General features: G+C 42.8%; 21 protein-coding genes and 1 pseudogene. 5 read left to right on the top strand and 17 right to left on the bottom strand.

Annotation, left to right across the window (positions count from 1 at the left end):
• Positions 1 to 39: 39 nt before the first annotated feature.
• The 12 genes and pseudogenes from coaE to FHG64_RS14455 form a co-directional block, all read right to left on the bottom strand.
• Positions 40 to 645 carry a dephospho-CoA kinase gene (gene coaE, locus FHG64_RS14510; RefSeq protein ID WP_139067087.1) on the bottom strand — a complete coding sequence of 202 codons (606 nt, stop codon included), beginning with the start codon at positions 643 to 645 and terminating at the stop codon, positions 40 to 42.
• A complete protein-coding gene (locus tag FHG64_RS14505) occupies positions 642 to 1,601 on the bottom strand; it encodes a CdaR family protein (protein ID WP_139067086.1) in 960 nt (319 codons plus the stop codon). The genes coaE and FHG64_RS14505 overlap by 4 nt, the downstream gene beginning before the upstream one ends.
• A pseudogene (locus tag FHG64_RS14500) lies at positions 1,582 to 2,597 on the bottom strand (glycosyltransferase). Before FHG64_RS14500 ends, FHG64_RS14505 begins: the two are co-directional and overlap by 20 nt.
• A gap of 89 nt (positions 2,598 to 2,686) precedes the next feature.
• A complete protein-coding gene (locus FHG64_RS14495) occupies positions 2,687 to 3,508 on the bottom strand; it encodes an enoyl-ACP reductase FabI (protein ID WP_139067085.1) in 822 nt (273 codons plus the stop codon).
• A 52-nt stretch (positions 3,509 to 3,560) separates the two neighbouring features.
• On the bottom strand, positions 3,561 to 5,213 hold the full coding sequence (recN, locus tag FHG64_RS14490) for a DNA repair protein RecN (RefSeq protein ID WP_139067084.1): 1,653 nt from the start codon (positions 5,211 to 5,213) through the stop codon (positions 3,561 to 3,563).
• A 66-nt stretch (positions 5,214 to 5,279) separates the two neighbouring features.
• Positions 5,280 to 6,170, bottom strand: coding sequence for a type IX secretion system protein PorD (gene porD / locus FHG64_RS14485; RefSeq protein WP_139067083.1), 891 nt, complete (start codon positions 6,168 to 6,170; stop codon positions 5,280 to 5,282).
• Positions 6,163 to 7,371: a bifunctional phosphopantothenoylcysteine decarboxylase/phosphopantothenate--cysteine ligase CoaBC gene (coaBC, locus tag FHG64_RS14480; RefSeq protein WP_139067082.1), complete on the bottom strand. Its 1,209-nt coding sequence runs from the start codon at positions 7,369 to 7,371 to the stop codon at positions 6,163 to 6,165. Before coaBC ends, porD begins: the two co-directional genes overlap by 8 nt.
• The gene (locus tag FHG64_RS14475; RefSeq protein ID WP_139067986.1) at positions 7,372 to 7,704 is read right to left on the bottom strand and encodes a DNA-directed RNA polymerase subunit omega; all 333 of its coding nucleotides are present in this window, start codon (positions 7,702 to 7,704) and stop codon (positions 7,372 to 7,374) included. It abuts the gene before it with no gap.
• A 13-nt stretch (positions 7,705 to 7,717) separates the two neighbouring features.
• Positions 7,718 to 8,566, bottom strand: a complete 849-nt coding sequence (locus FHG64_RS14470) for an outer membrane protein assembly factor BamD (RefSeq protein WP_139067080.1) — start codon at positions 8,564 to 8,566, stop codon at positions 7,718 to 7,720.
• Between the two features lie 75 nt (positions 8,567 to 8,641).
• Positions 8,642 to 9,517, bottom strand: a complete 876-nt coding sequence (dapA, locus tag FHG64_RS14465) for a 4-hydroxy-tetrahydrodipicolinate synthase (protein WP_139067078.1) — start codon at positions 9,515 to 9,517, stop codon at positions 8,642 to 8,644.
• A gap of 1 nt (position 9,518) precedes the next feature.
• Positions 9,519 to 10,031, bottom strand: coding sequence for a DUF6913 domain-containing protein (locus FHG64_RS14460; RefSeq protein WP_139067077.1), 513 nt, complete (start codon positions 10,029 to 10,031; stop codon positions 9,519 to 9,521).
• Positions 10,032 to 10,186: 155 nt separating this feature from the next.
• Positions 10,187 to 10,780, bottom strand: a complete 594-nt coding sequence (locus tag FHG64_RS14455) for a hypothetical protein (protein WP_139067075.1) — start codon at positions 10,778 to 10,780, stop codon at positions 10,187 to 10,189.
• 156 nt (positions 10,781 to 10,936) lie between these two features.
• Between FHG64_RS14455 and FHG64_RS14450 the strand changes: the two genes are divergently transcribed.
• Both FHG64_RS14450 and FHG64_RS14445 read left to right on the top strand, forming a co-directional pair.
• Complete coding sequence (locus tag FHG64_RS14450; protein WP_139067073.1) at positions 10,937 to 11,695, top strand: 5'-nucleotidase C-terminal domain-containing protein; 759 nt, start codon at positions 10,937 to 10,939, stop codon at positions 11,693 to 11,695.
• A 1-nt stretch (position 11,696) separates the two neighbouring features.
• Entirely contained in the window at positions 11,697 to 12,602 is a 906-nt protein-coding gene (locus FHG64_RS14445) for a bifunctional metallophosphatase/5'-nucleotidase (RefSeq protein ID WP_139067071.1), read from the top strand.
• A 444-nt stretch (positions 12,603 to 13,046) separates the two neighbouring features.
• Here the strand turns inward: FHG64_RS14445 and ligA are convergent, their stop codons facing one another.
• The 5 genes from ligA to FHG64_RS14415 form a co-directional block, all read right to left on the bottom strand.
• The gene (gene ligA, locus FHG64_RS14435; RefSeq protein WP_139067070.1) at positions 13,047 to 15,041 is read right to left on the bottom strand and encodes an NAD-dependent DNA ligase LigA; all 1,995 of its coding nucleotides are present in this window, start codon (positions 15,039 to 15,041) and stop codon (positions 13,047 to 13,049) included.
• A gap of 26 nt (positions 15,042 to 15,067) precedes the next feature.
• A complete protein-coding gene (locus tag FHG64_RS14430; protein WP_139067068.1) occupies positions 15,068 to 15,739 on the bottom strand; it encodes a VOC family protein in 672 nt (223 codons plus the stop codon).
• A gap of 11 nt (positions 15,740 to 15,750) precedes the next feature.
• Complete coding sequence (locus FHG64_RS14425; RefSeq protein WP_139067066.1) at positions 15,751 to 16,347, bottom strand: LOG family protein; 597 nt, start codon at positions 16,345 to 16,347, stop codon at positions 15,751 to 15,753.
• A 9-nt stretch (positions 16,348 to 16,356) separates the two neighbouring features.
• Complete coding sequence (gene prmC, locus FHG64_RS14420) at positions 16,357 to 17,181, bottom strand: peptide chain release factor N(5)-glutamine methyltransferase (protein WP_246054119.1); 825 nt, start codon at positions 17,179 to 17,181, stop codon at positions 16,357 to 16,359.
• A gap of 98 nt (positions 17,182 to 17,279) precedes the next feature.
• Positions 17,280 to 17,801: a GNAT family N-acetyltransferase gene (locus tag FHG64_RS14415; RefSeq protein ID WP_139067063.1), complete on the bottom strand. Its 522-nt coding sequence runs from the start codon at positions 17,799 to 17,801 to the stop codon at positions 17,280 to 17,282.
• Between the two features lie 28 nt (positions 17,802 to 17,829).
• Between FHG64_RS14415 and ribD the strand changes: the two genes are divergently transcribed.
• From ribD to FHG64_RS14400, 3 genes are read left to right on the top strand one after another with little or no spacing between them, the layout of a single operon-like run.
• Positions 17,830 to 18,891 (top strand): bifunctional diaminohydroxyphosphoribosylaminopyrimidine deaminase/5-amino-6-(5-phosphoribosylamino)uracil reductase RibD, encoded by a 1,062-nt coding sequence (ribD, locus tag FHG64_RS14410; RefSeq protein ID WP_139067061.1) that lies wholly within the window; start codon positions 17,830 to 17,832, stop codon positions 18,889 to 18,891.
• A 47-nt stretch (positions 18,892 to 18,938) separates the two neighbouring features.
• Positions 18,939 to 19,547, top strand: coding sequence for an HAD family hydrolase (locus FHG64_RS14405; protein WP_139067060.1), 609 nt, complete (start codon positions 18,939 to 18,941; stop codon positions 19,545 to 19,547).
• The gene (locus FHG64_RS14400) at positions 19,544 to 20,416 is read left to right on the top strand and encodes an EamA family transporter (protein WP_139067059.1); all 873 of its coding nucleotides are present in this window, start codon (positions 19,544 to 19,546) and stop codon (positions 20,414 to 20,416) included. The genes FHG64_RS14405 and FHG64_RS14400 overlap by 4 nt, the downstream gene beginning before the upstream one ends.
• The last annotated feature ends 3 nt before the right edge of the window (positions 20,417 to 20,419 follow it).

Genomic DNA, 20,419 nt, shown 5'->3' with positions numbered 1-20,419 from the left:
AGATTTTAACATTTAGAGCTTAATCTGTTTAACCAAATGTTAACATAACAAACCCCAATTTTTACTAGGCTTTAAGAGAATTTCATGAAGATTTCGCACCTGTGCACGGGTTGAAGCGAGGTCGTTATTTTTTATTTCAAAATTCGCCAGTTCGAGTTTCTTAGGATCACTCCACTGGTGTTTCATTCTTGCCTCAATTTCCTCCACCGTACTGCTGTCTCTTTTTTGGAGCCGGGCGAGCCTTTCCTCCATTGTCGCGGTAACGAGAATTACCGCATCACATTTTTTGTGTCCCCCGGTTTCGAATAGGATCGCTGCCTCATATATTACATAGGGAGCATCCTGCTCCTGTTTCCATTTCTCAAAATGGGCAGCAACCGCAGGGTGGATAATATTATTAAGTTTTTCAAGATCTTCAGGAGAACTAAAAACCCGGGAAGCTATATATTTTCTATTGGGGATATTTCCCGTGTATGCACCCGGACCAAGCAATTTTATAACAGAGGACCTTACCGCCTCATTGGTTTCAAGTAGGGTTTTCCCGGCTTCGTCTGCAATATAGACCGGTATCCCCAGCTCCTTAAAAAAACCGGCCACGGTGGTTTTTCCACTTCCAATCCCCCCTGTGAGCCCTATTACTTTCATCGTCTTATCACAAATTGGATCCTTCTCTCGTTCAATCGTACATTATTGACAAAGGAGGGTTTTTCCAAAACCTGTGCAAGAAGGAACCCTTCACTGGCAAGTGCCTGTTCAAAATCTACCACTACTTTAAAGGAAGATGGTTTAACCTTTTCAAAATCCTTAAGGCTTACCTGGTAAAACAAGGCAACCTCTTTTGGGAATATAACAACATTTTGATCCCCTGGAACGTTGATCACTTCGATGGGGATCTCCACTTTACCTTCAGTGAACTTATCTGTACGAAGGCTGTAGGTTACCTCATCCTCAAAAAAAGTAATATTCTCCAGCCCCCTGGTTTCGAGATTAACCGTGCCGGTAATATCACGGTTAATATTATTGATCTTTATTGCCCTTGTACCAACCTGTTGCAGAGTGTCTAATATACTTGCAGGACCACTCACCCGAACAGTATCCGGCTCGAGGTTTATCTCTTCCAGGGCAGAATATCCCACGGCGAATCCAAGTTCTATATTTGAAACCACATTTACAGTCTTCACAGCTTTTTGTTCAAAAGTGATCCTTATTTCCTGCTGCAAAAATGCGGTATTTTCATAGGAGAGATTTAGTTGGGAGACTATCGCCTGCTTTTGTTGCTCCAGCTCATATACAAGGGAATTCTCCTCCACCCTGGCCTCACTTAGATCAATGTTAAGTTCTGGTGGAAAAAGCCTGTAGCGTGCAATGTTGAACCCGTTGTCCCGCATTCTAAGTTCCAGAGCCCCTGGCCTGGTTTCCTCCAGGATCTTGTCTTTGGGCACATTCACATAATTGACCGGGACCTCCACCGGCACGGTATACTGTTTAGAAAATTGCACAAATACCCAGATTACTGCTGAAAACCCGAGAAAAAAAAGGAAGGTTTTCAAAGGCCCCTTTTTGATCCATTGTTTAGAAGGTTTACTCTTCTTCTTTACCATTGAAAAATAAATTTGGAAATGCCGCTTGCGGACTCATTTTCATAAAATACAATTTCCATATTGATTGTAAAAATCCTGTGCCGTAGCCGTAAAACTGTATAAAGGTAGCCACTACAGCAGCAAAACCAATATATAAACTTTTATTTTTTATAGTTGCATCTATAGCAATAACAAGAAAATACACAAAGAATAACCATATCAATAACGGCCAACCCAGCAAAAGCAGTGCCAGCGCCATAGCCAAGCCGGCGATAAAGACTGTGGGAAACCAATAAGTGATCTTCCCAGATCCCGGATGCCACAAATTAAGTATTGGCCTTACTTTTCCAAATTTCCTCACCTGTGTATAAAACTTTTCCCAGTCTATTCGCCTTTTATGGTATACTGCCGCATCGGGAATAAGGGCTGTTTTAAAACCCAGCTTCTCCAGCCTTAGTGAAAGGTCCGGGTCCTCCCCGGGATGAATGGACCCATAACCTCCCGAGGCCTGAAAGGCTTTTCTGGAAATTCCCATATTAAAGCTTCGTGGCTGGAATTTTCCAACTGCCTTCTTCTTACCCCTAATCCCCCCGTGGTAAGGGTGGAGGTCATCGCATAATTAATGGCTTTTTGGATCACTGAAAAGGAATCATGAGCAGCATCTGGCCCACCATAGCAGTCGACATAGGAGCTACTTAAAAAAGTATCTACCTCCTGTAGGTAATGCGGTGGCAGTAATACATCTGAATCAAGGATAATAAAATAATTCCCGGCTGCCTTTCTCATACCGAAATTGCGGGAACGGCCGGGTCCCGAATTGGGTTTAAAATAATAAGAGATATTAATTAGGCTTTCGAAATCCCGAAGCACCTCCCGGCAGGGAAGGCTGGAACCGTCTTCCACTATAACAACCTCATAATCCCTCCCGAATTTAAGGGCGGCCATACTTTGCAGCAAATCCCGTATCTCGCCGGGCCGATTATAAACCGGTACCACAAATGAATATTTTAATTGCATAGCTGCAAGTTCTAAAAAAATATGATCTTATGATAAAAAACTTAGCCCCGAAAGATCGGGGCTAAGCAAAACAATATTTTATAATTCAATTACTCCTGTTCATCAACAAATTTTTGCATAACCTGCTGGCTAACACCCATATTGGAGAAGCCACCGTCATTGTAGAGATTTTGTAGAGTTACTTTTTTTGTAAGGTCAGAGAATAGGGTCACGGTATAATCTGCACACTCAAGAGCTGTAGCATTTCCAAGAGGCGACATTTTATCAGCATAAGCAATGAATCCGTCAAAACCTTTTACTCCCTGTCCTGCAGTGGTAGGGGTTGGGGATTGGGATATAGTATTTACCCTTACCTTTTTCTCAGTCCCAAAGAAATATCCAAAACTACGGGCTATAGACTCAAGGTAGGCCTTATTATCTGCCATGTCATTATAATCCGGGAACACGCGTTGGGCGGCCATATAGGTCAAAGCGACAATACTTCCCCACTCATTCATGGCATCCTTCTTATAAAGTACCTGCATGGTCTTGTGGAAGGAAACGGCAGAGATATCCCAGCCTTTTGTGGTGAAATCGTAGTTCATATTGGTGTAATGATTTCCTTTACGTACGTTGACAGACATTCCTATGGAGTGCAGCACGAAATCCAGCTTTCCTCCAAGTATTTCTGTTGCTTTCTCTACAAGGTTTTCAAGATCCTCCACACTGGTAGCATCTGCAGGAATGATCTGGGAGTTGGTCTTTTCGGCAAGGCTTTTTAAAGTTCCCATTCTTAACGCTATAGGAGCATTTGTTAGCACAAAGGTCCCTCCTTCTTCATGAACTCTTTCTGCAGTTTTCCAGGCAATGGAATTCTCATCCAGCGCACCAAAGATAATTCCCCGCTTCCCTTTAAGTAGATTGTATGACATGTATTTTGGTTTTTATGGTTGTTTTAAGCCTGTAAATATAACAAACTATAATTTAATTGAGTAGCGCCCTTGCGTGTGCCATTGCACTCTCGCTCCTGGTATCCCCGCCAAGCATCATAGCCAGTTCCTCTATACGTTCACCAGTGCTTAATTCCCTTATTTTAGTTACAGTGGTATTGGCTTCATCCTGTTTGAATATCTTAAAATGGCTACTGCCTTTGCCGGCGATTTGCGGGAGATGGGTAATAGAGATCACCTGCATACTGCTTCCCATCTTTTGAAGAATATCCCCCATTTTTTGAGCTATATCCCCGGAAACCCCGGTGTCAATTTCGTCAAAAATTATGGTGGGTAGTTTGCTTTGGGTTGCCAGGATGCTCTTCACCGCCAGCATGATCCTTGAAAGTTCTCCACCCGAGGCCGCTTTTTTAATATCGGTAAAGTTTCCTCCCTTATTGGCAGAAAGATACCAGCTTAATTGATCCTGCCCATTGGCAAAGAACTCTTTTTGAAGTTCCAACTCTATCTTCAACCTCGCATTTGGCATTCCAAGGTCTCCTATAATCTTTTCTACATCCTTTGTAAAGCCAGGAATAACCCCGGCACGTTGCTTATGGATCTCACCGGCTATTTTCGAAAGCTCTTCCTTTTTATGCTGAATGTCCTTCTGAAGTTTTTCCAGGTTTGCCTCAGCATTTTCAGTCATATCTACTTTTTCCCGCAATGCCGAAGTGATCTCCAGCAGCTCCTCTACAGTTGAGGCCGCATGCTTCTTTTGCAAATTATAGAGAAGCTGAAGTTTAGCATTTACTTCTTCCAGCTCTTCGGGATTGGCTTCGATCCTATCCAGCGAATTTTCCAGTTCCTGTTCAATATCATCCAGTTCAATTATAACACTCTGTACCCTTTCATAGAGATTTTCATAGCCCGCAGAGAGGCCTGAAATTTTAGAAAGGGCCATCCTCGCATTTTTCAGAGTGGCTACACTACCTATCTCTTCCTGCCTTACCTGCTCAAGGGCGCTGCCAAGATGCTCTGTAAGCACCTCTACATTGTTGAGTTCCTCAAACCGCTCTTCCAGCTCCTCCAGCATTCCTGCTTTGAGTTTTGCCTCCTCCAGCTCTGTCACCAAAAAGAGGTTATAATCATGTTCCTTTATCGCCCTGGCCTGCTCCTCCTTTAGTTCTGTGAGCTGTTGTTCCAGTTTTCGAAGGGATCTAAGTTCTGCTTTGTATGGGGTTAGTAATTCCCTGTTTTGGGCCAGCACATCCAAAACCTGGAATTGGTAAATATTTTCTCCAAGGCTAAGGGTTTGGTGCTGCCCGTGGATATCAATGAGTAGATCGCCCAGCTTTACCAGCACAGGGAGCGTAACCGGAGTATCATTTATAAAGGCACGGGACTTCCCTGAAGCCAGGATCTCCCGCCTTACGATGGTGGTCTCTTCATAATCCAGGTCTTCCCGTTCAAAAAAACCTTTAAGGTTATAATTGGCTACTTTGAAGGTGCCTTCTATCACACATTTATTCTGGTCCTTTTTAATGACGCTGTAATCTGCCCTCTTGCCAAGGAGTAGACCCAGGGCTCCTAACATGATAGATTTTCCTGCACCGGTTTCCCCGGTAATTATAGTCAACCCCTGCTGAAGATCGATCTTAATATCTTCAATAAGAGCGTAATTCTTTATAGAAAGTGCTGTGAGCAAAGTGTATCAAATTTGAAGTTAAAGATACATGAGAAATTCTTCTCAATCAAAGCCAAAAAAGCAGATTTAAGGTTGTATCCTGCGCCAGTTTTCTGAATAGTTGGGCGCGATCCTGTTGAGGGCAGTTACAACACCGGTTACAGGCACCTGTGGCCCACCGGAAAATATCTGCTCAATTTCCCTGGCCTTGGCATCAAAGAATACTCTCATAAGAAGCGAGTTTGGCCGGCTTTGATTTAAATCCTGCAGCCCAACAATGGCATTTGCCACCGCCTGTTTTCCCGCACCGGTATCCTTATGCATAATATCCAGCCCCACCCGGTGATATTCATAAAGAGCCGCCCGGTAACCAGCAAAGGCATTCGATAATAGATCTGTATTTAACCTGTACCTGGAGCGGTTCCCGTCTGATCCTCGCCAGCCGCGCATATTTCCCTGCTGCGCTGTTGTGACCACCCGGTTCGCCTCTTCATAAAAGCGTGTGCCGCCATTAAGCTCAAATGTATCTGCATCCAGTCCCAGGATGGTGTAGACATAAAAAGATATGACAGATACGAGATTGGAGGAATAGCTATTCTGGCTGTAAACCAGGGGTTCAAATTCCCTGTAGTTAAAATCCAGCTGTTCGTCATTAAAATTAAAAACAGAGGTCACCATGGAGGAACCAAATACCGGCCTTGAGGACTGTACCTGTATGGTCCCGGTAAAGGATTCATTGTCAAAACTGGTAATATTGATGAAGACACTGCAGTTAATACGTTCACTTGCTTCAAAGTCCCGGTTGGTCCAGGTAGTTTGATTTATGAATTCTGAAAGGCTGCGCTGCATAGTGCGAAAGACCGCCAAATTGGCCTGCCCTGTTTGATCTGCATTTACCACCACTTCACAGTTAAGCTCCTGTGCCTGCACCAGGAACGGGAGAAAAATAAGCCCTAAGAAAAGCAGGATTCTATTCATTGAAAAGCAAGATTACTTCATTCAAAATATCTTTGGCAACCTCAGATTTTGGTTTTAGTTCAAAATCCTTTACTCCCGTGGGGGATACTATACTTATTTTATTGGTATCTTTTTTAAAGCCTGCACCTGCCTCATTCATTGAATTAAGAACTATAAAATCCAGGTTCTTGCGCTTGAGTTTAGCCTTGGCATTCTTTAATTCATCATTGGTCTCCAGGGCAAAACCTATAAGCTTTTGATTCTTTTTTGCTTCTCCCAGGGATGCCAGGATATCCTGTGTTGGTTCCAGTTCTATATTAAGTACCGCATCTTTTTTCTTCATCTTCTGTGCAGCTACCACCCGCGGCTTATAGTCGGCCACTGCTGCTGCAGCTATCACCACATCTGCCTCTTCAAAGTGCTCATGAACGGCTTCATACATTTCCCTTGCGCTGGTAACCCTTATTAACCTGACTCCTGCATTTTTGGTATCCAAATGTGTAGGTCCAGAGACAAGCACCACCCCGGCTCCCAATGCGGCGGCTTCTTCAGCCAGCGCAAATCCCATTTTCCCGCTGGAATGGTTCCCTATAAAACGTACTGGGTCTATAGCTTCGTATGTGGGCCCGGCAGTAATTAAAATAGTCTTTCCTCGCAAAGGCAATTTTTCAGCAAGGTCACGGGAAATAAACGAAATGATATTCTCTGGTTCGGCCATTCGACCTTCTCCCTCCAGGCCGCTGGCAAGTTCTCCAGCTTCAGCAGGGATCATGATGTTCCCATATGACTGCAGGGTCTCAAAGCTTTTGGCCGTTGCGGGGTGCCTGTACATATCCAGGTCCATTGCCGGTGCAAAGTACACCGGGCATTTAGCCGATAAATAGGTAGCCAGTAAAAAATTATCACTTGCCCCTGCCGCCATCTTGGAAAGAGTGTTGGCAGTTGCCGGGGCTATTAACATAAAATCGGCCCAAAGGCCGAGTTCTACGTGGTTATTCCATGTGGTTTCTGCTTCTTCCTCTCTGGTAAATGAAGATATAACCTCATTCTTTGATAACGTGGAAAGGGTGAGCGGAGTTACAAAATCTTTGGCCGCCGGGGTCATAATAACCTTTACCCGGGCACCGGCCTTAATGAAAAGTCTTACCAGAGGAGCCGTTTTATAGGCTGCGATCCCGGCTGTTACACCCAAAAGCACCTTTTTCCCCTCCAGTACACTCATCTATTGTTGATCCTGTGATTCCTTTGTATTCCTGTAATATATCTTATCTTCCAACCACTCCTGTACAGCCAGTGAGTGCGGCTTTGGAAGTTTTTCATAGAACTTGGAAACTTCAATTTGCTCCTTGTTCTCAAAGATCTCATCAAGGCTGTCGTTGTAAGTAGCGAACTCATCCAGCTTCTCCAAAAGCTCCTTTTTGATCTCTGAATTGATCTGGGTTGCCCTTTTTGAAATTACTGAAATTGCCTCATAAATATTATTTGTAGGGGCATCTACCTGATTCTTGTCGATCGTGGTAGTATTGATTGGCGCATTGATCTTTTTTAAATCCATCATCATTCTTTAATTATAAATTTTGTAATCTAGATTCCAGGTCGTTAAAGGAAGCTTGTATAGCATCGAAATGCTCATCCCCTTCAGAATAAAATCTCTTGTAATTATTGTAATATTCCCGGGCCGTATTTAGCCTCTCTTTCATTAAATACTCATAACTGTTTATAGCGTACTGGTAGGCAGCGTCAAAACGATAATAAAAAGCAGCTTCCCTAAACGGGGAGCCGGGGTATTCATTTATGAAATTGGTAAAAGCGACTATAGCTGCCTTGTAATTTTCTCCTCGCACCCCAAAATCACCAATTTTATGATATTGTTTGGCAATCTCAAATGCCTTTTTCTCTAGCTTTACACGAAGGTCTGCCGCCAGGTTATTGGCTTCCTCCAGATATTCCCCATTTGGGTAGGCATCTATATATTTTTGAAGCTCTGCAACTGCCTTAACAGTCTCAGTTTGGTCCAGGTCATATCTTGGTGAAAGGTAGTAATAACTTTTAGCACTTTTAAATTGCGCCTCTTCAACCCTGTCACTGTTAGGATATGCCTGTACGAACCGCTCAAATTGATATCCTGCAAGGTAGTTGTCCCCTACATGATAATAAGAATCGGCAAAAAGGAAGGTTACCTTTTCTCCCTGCGGCTTGCCCCTATACTGTGGCACAATTTGTTCAAAAAGCCTTATGGCCTTTCGAAATTTAGAATTGCTGTCCTCTTCTAGAGCCTCGGTATAAAGCTTTTCTGCCATCGCATATTTCTCACCCGGCTCTGCTTCTTTCAATACCTTTTGGTATTCACTGCAGGAAGCCAGGATCAAGAACACTCCCGACAACAATAAAACTTTTTTAATTTTTGGTAAAAACATCTGGCAAAAGTACTCTTTTCTATGTTATTATAAAAACTTTCATTCAGGGCAAAAATTGCCCTGACTTCAAATGTTTCAGAAATTATTCACAAAACCTTCAATTTCGGCATATAATTTATCAGATGCCTTTACAAGTGGGAGTCTAAGCTCATTTTCACAAATACCTTTTTTGTGCAATAGGGATTTTATTCCGCCGGGATTACCTTCAGCAAAGATCATATCTATAGAAGGTGCCACTTTATAGTGTAACTTATAAGCTTCTTTAACCTTCCCATCCAGACCCAGGCGTACCATATCTGAAAATTCCTTCGGGAAACCCTGTGCTATTACTGAGATCACCCCGTGGCCTCCGGCAAGCACCATTGGTAAGGTGATCATATCATCTCCCGAGATCACAAGAAAACGTTCAGGCACCTGGTCGATCAATTTCATAGCCTGCACGATATCTCCTGCGGCTTCTTTAATACCTATTATATTTGGAAAATCCTGCGCCAGTCTCTTTACAGTGGCCGGCAATACATTGGAAGCTGTTCTTCCCGGGACGTTATATAAAACAATTGGTTTTGGAGCAACCTGCGCCAAAGCTTTGTAATGCTGGTATATACCTTCCTGGGTTGGCTTGTTGTAATATGGGGACACAGAGAGGATTGCGGCAAAATCCTTTAGGTCTGTAGATTTTAATTCTTCCACAAGAGCTGCGGTATTGTTACCACCCATTCCAAGTACCAGGGGCAAACGTCCATTATTGGCTTTTACAACAGTATCAATGACCAGTTGTTTCTCCTCATTGGTAAGGGTAGCACTCTCTGCAGTAGTACCAAGCACCACAAGGTAATCTATTCCATTTTGTGCCTGGTAATTCACAAGTTTTTCCAGTGCAGCAGTATCTACTTTAAGATCTTGTGTAAAAGGGGTGATAAGGGCAACCCCTGTCCCTATTAATTCTTTCATTCTAAGTTCTTTTAATACGTTTTAAATATTTAAGCAATTCTTCTTTAAAAATAGAAGGCTCTTCAGTCCCTATAACAAGATCATAAAGAGGTATATTTTGCCTGTATCTTCCAACCTTGAACCCTGCGTGGCAGTATGCTGTCAACAAATGCACAGGAGTATTGGATTCAGCGGCAAAAGTAATAAGTAAATCAACGCCTCCAACAGCAAATTTTTCCAATTCAGGTTTTTTAATTCCTGCTTTGAGATCTATGTCGTTGAGGCAATAATCCAGCATATCAAAATCCTTACCTGTTTTTCTTTTTGCTGAAAAAATTACTACAGTAAATTTATCATCCGGGATTCCAAGGCTTTTTTTCAATGTTCTTAATTCTTCCAGGGCATTTAGATTTTTATCATCTATAATAACCCCAATAGAATTTACATCACCTTTAAAATTTCCTTCCTCCCTGCTGTCCAGAAGTTGGAGTATTCTCTTTTTGGCAGCAGCACGCTTAAGAGGATTTATAAACATAGATAGATTTTAATTAGATCATTTTTCTTGCTGGAAGAGGGAGACCTTCTATGAGATCATTTGAGAAAACCTCAAGGGTTTCTCCTTTGTAGTAAAGAAATGCACTGCAAAAACAGCACAACCAAGACGTATGATCGTCTCTATGATCTCCACGCTTATATCCCTGAGGTAAAACACCCCATATCCCGTAGCACATCGGCAAAAATAAGGCCAAGCGCCAGGGAAACAAAAAACATGGATCTTTTGGAATAAGAATTCAAATAATAAATAAAAGAGACGATCCCCAGAAGCAACAAGATGAAGTAATAAAGAATATAGACAGAATAAGCAATATACCCGGAAATATATTCCTGGAGCTCCACAAGATGATACCCCAGCAGGCAACCGTTAAGTCCCACGATCCCAAAGAAATAGAGCAGCATTAAATAACTTCCATTCTTGATAACTATATATTTAAGCCCTTCTATTATTAAAACGGTATAGGCCATTGACAATAGAACCATGGAGAATTCGCGGGAGAAAAATTGTGTATCTACATATTTCAACACGTAAGAAGCAACCGTAAATCCTGTGAAAAGATAAAAAGCAATATTGAAGAATCTTCTTCCGGAAAATTTTAACAGGATTGCGAAGATAAAGAAAAGGATATACGAAGTGTTCTCCAGCCAGAAGGCACCGGTTAGAAGAGACCATATATTAACTAACAGGGCCAGGCACAAGCCTGCAATTCCCAAACTTCTTACGCTCATTAGGGGGCAAATTCGGGTAAATATATAAAAATCCTTTATTGAGTTAGTAATAAAAGCGAACTTTTATTAACAAATCATTAAGAAAAATAAGGAGGTTTTACTACGCCTTCAATTCTTATTAATCTGCCTTATCTTTACATCTTATTTTTTGAAACGATGAATTACAATTCCTTAAAGCTTTTGATCTTATTGCTTTTGTTTACCTCCTGCAAACAGGAGCGCCGGGTTGCGGTAGAGATAAGGGGCGAAAGAATACCCGTCACAAATGAGATAGCAGAGGACACCTCCATTGCAAATTATATAAAACCCTTTGCCCACCATATTAATAGCACACTGGATAGTGTAGTTGCTTATAACCCAAACTACCTCAACAAGAGCGATGGAGAACTCAATACAGCTATCGGTAATTTTATGGCAGATGTTGTGATGGAACAGGCAAATCCCGTTTTTAAATCCCGAACAGGAAAAGACATTGATCTTGTGATCCTAAATCATGGAGGCATAAGATCTACCATAGAAGAAGGGCCGCTTACTGCACGTACCGCATATACCATAATGCCTTTCGAAAATGAGATAGTGGTAGCAGAACTTACCGGCACAAAAGTAAAGGAGATGCTATCTTATCTTGAAAGCAACCGTACAGCCCATCCCGTAAGCGGGATTAAAATTGAAATGGACAGGGATTACAATATAACCAATGCGACGATCAACGGGCAGCCGATAGAGGAAAACCGCACCTATTTTGTAGCAACATCAGACTATTTACAGCAGGGTGGGGACAATATGCAATTCCTAAAAGAGCCTGTAAACCTTTACATTGTAGATTATAAGCTGCGCAACGCTTATATCGATTATTTCAATAAAATAGACACCTTAAAGACTGCCAGGGATGACAGGTATATAAGAAGCAATTAATATGAAGAGAAGACAATTTTTACAATCCACAGCAGCAACAGGTGCCCTTTTGAGCCTTGGAGGTCTTTCACTTTCTTTTGCTGAAAGAAAGACCAAACAAATCACCATCCTGCATACCAATGATGTGCACAGCCATATCGAGGCTTTTGGCCCGGACCATAACCGAAACCCGGGAATGGGCGGGGTAGCACGACGGGCAACTCTCATTGAGCAAATACGCCGGGAAAATCCTAACACCTTATTACTTGATGCAGGCGACATATTCCAGGGCACCCCTTTTTTTAATTTCTATGGTGGGGAACTGGAATTCAAATTAATGAGCAGGCTTAAATATGATGCAGCCACTATTGGGAACCACGATTTTGACAACGGGATCGAGGGGCTGTATGCACAACTTCCTCATGCCGATTTCGAATTTATTTCTTCCAATTATGATTTCACCAATACTATTATGGATGGCCATGTGCTCCCACATAAGGTATTCACCAAAGACGGAATCAAAATAGGCGTATTTGGGTTGGGCATAGAATTGCAGGGACTGGTCAATGCGCATTTATATAAGGAAACAAAATACCTGGACCCCATTGAGATCGCAACAGATATGGCCCGTATCCTTAAAGAAGAGAAGAAATGCGACCTGGTAATATGTCTTTCCCACCTTGGATATGACTATAGGTCCAACAAAATATCTGATGTTAAGCTGGCACAGGCTACCAAGGATATCGACCTCATCATTGGAGGCCATACGCATACGTTCTTGGAAAAGCCGGAGATTCAAACCAATGCCGCCGGCAAGCAGGTACTAATTAATCAGGTAGGATGCTATGGGCTGTACCTTGGAAGGATAGATTTCTTTATGGATTCTGAAAAAAATGTTTCTGCCAACGGGGTTAGTATTACTGTGTAGGTTTCTGAAGAATCAAGCTGTAACCTTTTCGATACCTGATAGAAAACTCAAAGCGACGGAGTTCGTGTTTACTGTTTTCCGTTTTCTGTTTTCGGTTTTCCGTTTTCTGTTTTCGGTTTTCCGTTTTCCGTTTTCCGTTTTCTGTTTTCGGTTTTCCGTTTTCTGTTTTCTGTTTTCCGTTCTCCGTTTTCCGTTTTCGGTTCTCTGTTTTTCGGTTCTCTGTTCAATTGTTACCGATACCTGCTGATATTCAAGTTATTCATCAAAATCTACGCTTTCTAGAATTGGGTAAAGCGCTGTTTTCTATTGACGTAGATTTTAGTCCAGGTTCTATATTCTAGCAGCGGAAGCGGTCTAGACTCTTTAACCGGACAACAATGATTTGGTGCCTGGAATTTGGAATTTGTTGATTGGAATTGGGTGCCTGGAATTTAAATATAGCTGCTACTCCAGCATCTTCAAAAACTCCTCTTCGCTTAGGATCTTAGTTCCCAGCTGTTCTGCTTTGGCAAGTTTACTGGGACCCATATTTTCACCTGCCACGAGATAATTCGTTTTGGAAGATATAGAACCCGAAACCTTTCCGCCGTTATCTTCAATGAGTTTCTTTAATTCATTTCTTGAAACCTGGTGAAATACCCCTGAGATCACAAAGGTGTTACCCTCCAGGATGTTTGTATGATGCGCAAACTCCTCAGCAGCCAGTTCCATTTGCACCCCGGCCTCTTTCAATTTTTGGACCAGGATCCTGTTCTCCTCTACTTCAAAGAATGCGGTCACACTTTGGGCTATACGTTCTCCTATTTCATCTATATTGACCAGTTCTTCCTCTGTAGCCTGTGCAAGGGCAGCTATACTCTTGAAATGCCGTGCAAGTTTCTTGGCCACCGTCTCCCCCACATATCTTATACCTAGGGCAAAAAGCACACGCTCAAAAGGAATTTCCCTTGATTTCGCAATTCCCTGTATAAGATTATCTGCAGATTTCTCTGCCATGCGTTCCAATGGCAGCACCTGTTCTTTTTGTAGCTGGTATAGATCTGCATAATTTATAATAAGACCTTCCTTAACCAGCAAAGCCACAGTTTCTCCTCCAAGACCTTCAATATCCATTGCCTTTCGGGAAATATAATGCTGGATACGACCTATTATCTGGGGTGGGCAACCACTTAGGTTTGGGCAGTAATGCTGGGCCTCTCCCTCATTACGCACAAGCAGGGTTTCACACTCGGGACAGTGCGTAATGTATTGTGTAGGTTGAGAATCTGGGTCACGTTTTCCAAAATCAACTCCCACGATCTTAGGAATGATCTCTCCTCCCTTTTCCACAAAAAGGGTATCTCCTTCCCGAATATCCAGCTTCTCAATTTGATCGGCATTATGCAGGGAAGCCCTTTTCACCACGGTACCTGCCAGCTGCACGGGTTTTAGGTTTGCAACCGGGGTTATGGCACCGGTTCGTCCTACCTGGTAGGTTATCTTTTTCAGAATAGTGGCCTCCTGCTCTGCCTTGAATTTATAGGCAATGGCCCAGCGAGGGGATTTGGCGGTAAATCCAAGCTCCTCCTGCTGCCTGAAGTCATTAACCTTAACCACCACCCCATCTATTTCATAAGGCAGCTCATGACGATGCTGCTCCCAGTAATTCACGTAATTAAGCACCTCATCTACAGAGGCAGTAAGTTTAGCTTCTTTTGGTACTTTAAAGCCCCAGCTTCTCGCCTTTTCAAGGCTATCAAACTGGGACACGAGATCCAGTCTCTCCCCTACAATATTGTATAGCAGGCAATCCAGTGGGCGTTTTGCCACCTCTGTACTGTCCTGTAATTTCAAACTTCCCGATGCGGTATTCCTGGGATTGGCATAAGGTTCCTCCCCGGCCTCCACCCGTTCTGCATTAAGCTTTGCAAAACCTTCATATGGCAACACGATCTCCCCTCTAATATCAAATCGTTTGGGAAATTCCCCTTTCAAACGCAGTGGTACAGAAAGAATGGTTTTGACATTATTGGTAACATCATCCCCCTGCACGCCATCACCACGAGTGACAGCCCTTACTAATTCCCCGTTTTCATAAGTAAGACTAATGGAAGCCCCGTCATATTTTAATTCGCATACAAACTCTACCTTCCCGTCTACCAGTTTTTTCACCCGTTTCTCCCAGTCTTCCAGCTCCTCCTTTGAATAAGAATTTGAAAGGGAGTACATAGGATGGTCGTGGAAAACAGTTTGGAAATTTTTGGTAATCGCACCACCCACCCTTTGAGTGGGAGAATTGGGATCAAAGAATTCCGGGTTCTGGTCCTCCAGCTTCTGCAGTTCCTTTAATTTAAGATCAAAATCAAAATCACTTATGACCGGCTTGTCAAGTACATAATAGTTGTAGTTATGTTGGTCAAGTTCGCGGCGAAGGCTAAGAATCTTATCTTTAATATCCATTGAAGGTATAAGTATTTAGAGCGGTTTTATTTATTTAATTCAATGATTTGGTCTGCTTCAAATTTAAACCGGCAGCTTTTGCCCTTGTGTGAAAACCAAATGGAAAAGGCAGACGCAAATGCCTCATCATTTGTGGGAAACCAATCCTTTAAACTTTTATTGATCGTGATAAGGAGGCCCTGGTCATCTCCCACAGCACAAAACTTTTCAAAGTTGCCGTCAAACACATCAAGATGACATTCTTTTTGAAGGTATTCAAATATTGAGCGAATATCGGCTGTTGCAAGTCCTACTTCAGCAACTCCCAGCAGGCTTTCTTCAGAAAATATTGGGGTATCGGGTTCATTAAAATTCCTGCGGGAGATAAACTCAATTATATTTTTATCCTCATCATAGAAGTAAACAGATTTGGCACTCCAGCCACTAAAATCTATGATCTCCTCATTATTGTTCTTTAATACAGGGACCCGTTCCTTTACCCATCGCAAAGCTTCTCCTTCCTGCCTGTCGGGAATATGAAAAGCTATATGATAAGGAGTAGCCGTGGGATCTTTTATAAATTTTATTCTCGAATATCCTGCTATCACCTCAAAGGATTCCTCATCATAGTGGCCGGTCCTTAATTCCAGCAGGTCTCTGTAAAACTTAAGCTGCGCCGCCAGGTTTGCACTTCTTATCTCCAGTCTCTCAATCTTCATATCTCAAAGGCTCAGGTTTGATTTTTATTCATCCATTTTGGAACAGGCATGGGTTCAAAAGTCTGCATTTTTTGCAAGAGATCCGCTATGTTACCAGCCACCAGTACCAGGTTCATATTTTCCTTTCGTAAAAGGCCTGCATTGACCATTTTCTCCATTAACTGCAGGAGATCATCATAATATCCAGTGCTGTTAAGGATACCCACAGGTTTCCTGTGAAGACCCAGTTGCCCCCAGGTGAGGATCTCAAAAAGTTCTTCCAGCGTACCAAATCCACCCGGCAAGGCTATAAAGCCATCGCTAAGGTCATGCATCTTCAGCTTTCGGCCGTGCATATCTTTGGTAGTTATGAGGTTAGTAAGATCTGTATGCACAACTTCTTTGGTCTTTAAAAAATCGGGGATCACCCCTGTTACCTCCCCGCCTTGTTCCAGGGCACCTTTTGCCACCTGTCCCATCAATCCCAGCCTGCTCCCTCCAAAGACTACTTCAATTTGCTCCCCGGCCAGAAAGGCGCCCACATTATAGGCCTCCTCATAGATCCCGGGATCATTGCCGTCACTGCTTGCACAAAATACCGCTAAACTCTTAAATCTATATTTCTTCAATGTTGTTTCTTATTTCCAGATTCCTTTGAGCATCCTGTGATTTCCAAAGATGTCCTTTTTTAATGTAGTGGTAAAACCAAAACCTTCCACCAGCTCCCGGGTATCTTCTGCGAGGTATTGGTTTATCTCGAAATACAAACAGCCTCCAGGATTAAGGGTACCTGTTGCTAATTTCGTGATTTTATTATAAAAAATTAAAGGATCCAGGTCTTTTACATATAAGGCCGTAGCCGGTTCGTGTTCCAGCACATTTCGCTGCATTTCCTTCTTTTCAATTTCCCGCACATAGGGTGGGTTGGAAACAATGATATCGTATTTCTCCTCCAATTTTTCCTGCTGAAGGATATCGGCCTCTATGAAATTGACCTCAGCCGCATTTAAAGTTGCATTTTCCTTAGCTACTTCAAGAGCTTTTGCTGAAATATCCATTGCTGAAACAGTTGCCTGCGGAAGCAATTTCGCCAGGCTTACTGCAATACAACCACTTCCTGTACCAATATCCAGGATCTTCAGTTTTGCTGAAGCATCATTCCTCCTTACATCTTCCAGGATCCATTGTACCAGTTCCTCTGTCTCTGGACGTGGAATAAGAACGTTCTCATTAACCCTGAACTTGAGTCCGAAAAATTCAGTTTCACCGATGATATATTGAATAGGTTCGTGGTTCATTAACCTTTCAACAGCAGCATCAAAAAGGCTAAGTTTTTTATCGTTCACAGGAGCATTTGGCTCCAGCGCAATCTCCAGCCGGGTCTTCTTCAGGTAAGCCTCTGCAAGCAAATTAAAAAAGGAACCCGCTTCCTCTGGAGGATACTCCCCCTCCAGGGCTTTCAAAAATTTTATTTTTAAATGGGATATTTTCAATTACTCTATTATTTAGACAAATTCCATGACGCCTTTTAATGTTACTCCCTCTGTGGGGGCCTGAGGCTTTACTCCCCCTTCGGGGCCGGGGGATTTCGGGGGCCGGGGGCTAGCTCTTTTATCATCCACACGGTGCAGTTATAATGCCCTGTTTCCCCCATGGGGCCATCAAGAGGTTTAAAGCCGGTACGGGCGTATAATTTTTGAGCATGTTGCATGTAGGGCATGGTCTCCAGATAACATTTTTTGTAGCCAGATTTTCTTGCAAAATCCAGGCAGGTTTCCATCATCACCGCTCCAATACCCCTTCCTCTTGCCTGCGGGAGAAAGTACATCTTTTGCAATTCGCAAACCCCTGCTTCTCCCGGTAAGGGACCTATCCCGGCGCAGCCAATGATCCGCCCATCTTCCTCCACAACAAAATATTGCATCCCGGGATTGTTGTAATACCCATACATATTATCCAGGGATTTATCTTCATAGGCGGTACCTACTTTTGGCACCCCCATTTCCACTAACACCTCCCTAACCACTTTTGCAACCTGCTGGTTGTCATCGGGCTGAATTTCCCGTATCTTAAAATTGCTCATTCTTACTAATAAATCCTATTTTTGAGGCGTGAATATACACGAAAAATATATAAAGCGCTGCATTCAACTTGCCTTTAACGGGCTTGGAAAAACCTATCCGAATCCAATGGTAGGCAGCGTTATCGTGCAAAACAACAGAATTATTGGGGAAGGCTGGCATCGTAAGGCAGGAGAAGCCCATGCCGAGGTAAATGCCATAAATGCCGTGGAGGATAAAAGCCTGCTTAAAACATCCACCATTTACGTTAGCCTGGAACCCTGCAGCCATTTTGGAAAAACCCCTCCCTGCAGCGATCTTATCATAGCCAGCGGAATTAAAAAAGTGGTCATTGGTACTGTAGATCCCTTCGAGGAAGTAGCAGGGAGAGGGATCAAGAAATTACTGGAAGCTGGATGCAAAGTTAAAGTTGGGGTACTGGAGAAAGAATGCAGGGAGCTTAATAAAAGGTTCTTTACCTACCACCAGTTAAAAAGGCCTTATATCATTTTAAAATGGGCCCAATCTACCGATGGTTTTCTCGCACCGGCACCCACCCCGGGCCTAAAGAGAGAACCTGTGTGGATCACAAATAAATACACCAACCAGCTTGTGCATAAATGGCGTAGTGAAGAGCAGGCTATCCTGGTAGGCACCAACACCGCAGTGGCAGATGACCCTAAACTCAATGCCCGGCTATGGAAAGGTAACGACCCTGTGCGTCTTTTGATCGACCGGAACCTGCGCACCCCTTCATCTTCAGCATTATTTAACGGCAGTATAAGAACGATCGTCTTTTGCGATAAACCTTCAGCAGATAAAAACGAACTCACCGCGGACAGACTGAGTTTTGAAGTTTTAAATTTTGACAGGGAGATCATTCAACAAATATGTGATGTAGTCTATAAACACAAACTACAAGCGCTCATCGTTGAAGGCGGCACAAGAACACTGCAAAGCTTTATTGATGCCGGTCTATGGGATGAGGCCAGGATCCTTACAGGAAGAAAAACTTTTGGCAAAGGGCTTCCTGCCCCAAAGATCCAGGGAAAACCTTACCTGGAAAAATTTATTGACGGCGATGAACTTAAGATCCTGAAGGCATATACATAATCACAGATCGGCATTAAAGGCCCCTGAATTATAAACAGAATATAGAAATGATAAAAGCGATAATTTTTGACTTTGGAGATATCTTCGTGAACCTGGATAAACCGGCCACCTTACGTGAACTTAAAAATCACAAAGTTGAAAACTTTAGCGATGCCGTGGTCAAAAATAATTTGGAGTATGAGAAGGGTTTAAAATCTTCAGATGAATTCATAACTTCTTATATAAAGGAATATTCCCACCTGGACAGGGAAAAAATAACCAATTCCTGGAATGCCATTCTAAGGGATTTTCCAGAGTACAGGTTCAGGTTTATCCAAAAACTTTCAGAAGAAAAAAAATACAAACTTATCCTGCTAAGTAATACCAACGAGATACATATTGACCGGATAAAAGAGAATGTCCCCTTCTTTGAGGATTTTAAGAAATGCTTTGACGCCTTCTACCTGTCTCACGAGATAAATTATCGCAAACCCGATAGGGAGATCTATGAATTTGTGCTTAACCGGCACGATCTTAAGCCGGGGGAATGCCTTTTTATTGATGACACTAAAGAAAATACAGATGCCGCGGCGGCACTGGGAATTCACACCTGGAACCTGGAACCTACCCGGGAAGACATTATAGATCTTTTCACCACTAAAAAAGAACTATTTTGATCTACCTGCTGCTAAGTGTGCTGGCCTCCAGTGTGATCTTTGTGATCTTTAAACTATTCCAGAGATACGGGGTGAATACCCTGCAGGCCATAATTGTAAATTACTTCATGGCCTGTACGGTGGGATTCTTTGGGTACATAAAAGATCTCGATGTAAGCGAAATCCCTTCCAAACCCTGGTTTACGGGTACCTTGTTTTTGGGAATTATGTTTATTTTGGTTTTTAACCTGGCGGCTATTACCACCCAACGAAGTGGCCTCTCTGTTGTTTCTGTAGCCACAAAAATGTCGGTAGCCATTCCTGTGGTGTTTGGGATCACTTATTTTAATGAAAGCACCGGCGCGATAAAGATCACAGGGATCGTCCTGGCCCTGGCCGCTGTTTACCTTAGTTCCATTAAAACCAGGGACGGGATAGCGATCAAAAAAAGAAACCTCATTTTTCCAATATTAGTTTTCCTGGGAAGCGGGGTAATAGATACCAGCATAAAATATCTGGAAGCAAGTTATGTACAGGAGGCAGACGTCGCACTTTTCTCTTCGACCATATTTGCTGTAGCCGGATTGGTGGGGACTGCGGTTTTGATCTACCAGGGTTTTACAGGCAGCTTAAGGATTACCGGGAAGAATATTCTCGGAGGCTTCGCGTTGGGGATCCCCAATTATTTTTCTATTTATTTCCTTGTCATGGCGTTGAGAAGCGAGGGTTATGAAAGCTCCACCATTTTCACAATAAACAATGTGGCTATTGTACTGCTATCTACATTACTTGGGATCATATTATTTAGAGAAAGGCTACTTCCCAAAAACTGGATAGGAATTGCACTTGCAGTAATAAGTATTATTTTAGTTGCCAACAGCGGAATTTAGATC

Origin of the sequence: Antarcticibacterium flavum (assembly GCF_006159205.1) — a bacterium.
Lineage (GTDB): Bacteria > Bacteroidota > Bacteroidia > Flavobacteriales > Flavobacteriaceae > Gillisia > Gillisia flava.
The sequence above is the reverse complement of the archived record's forward strand: the minus strand, read 5'-3'. Positions and strand labels throughout refer to the sequence as shown.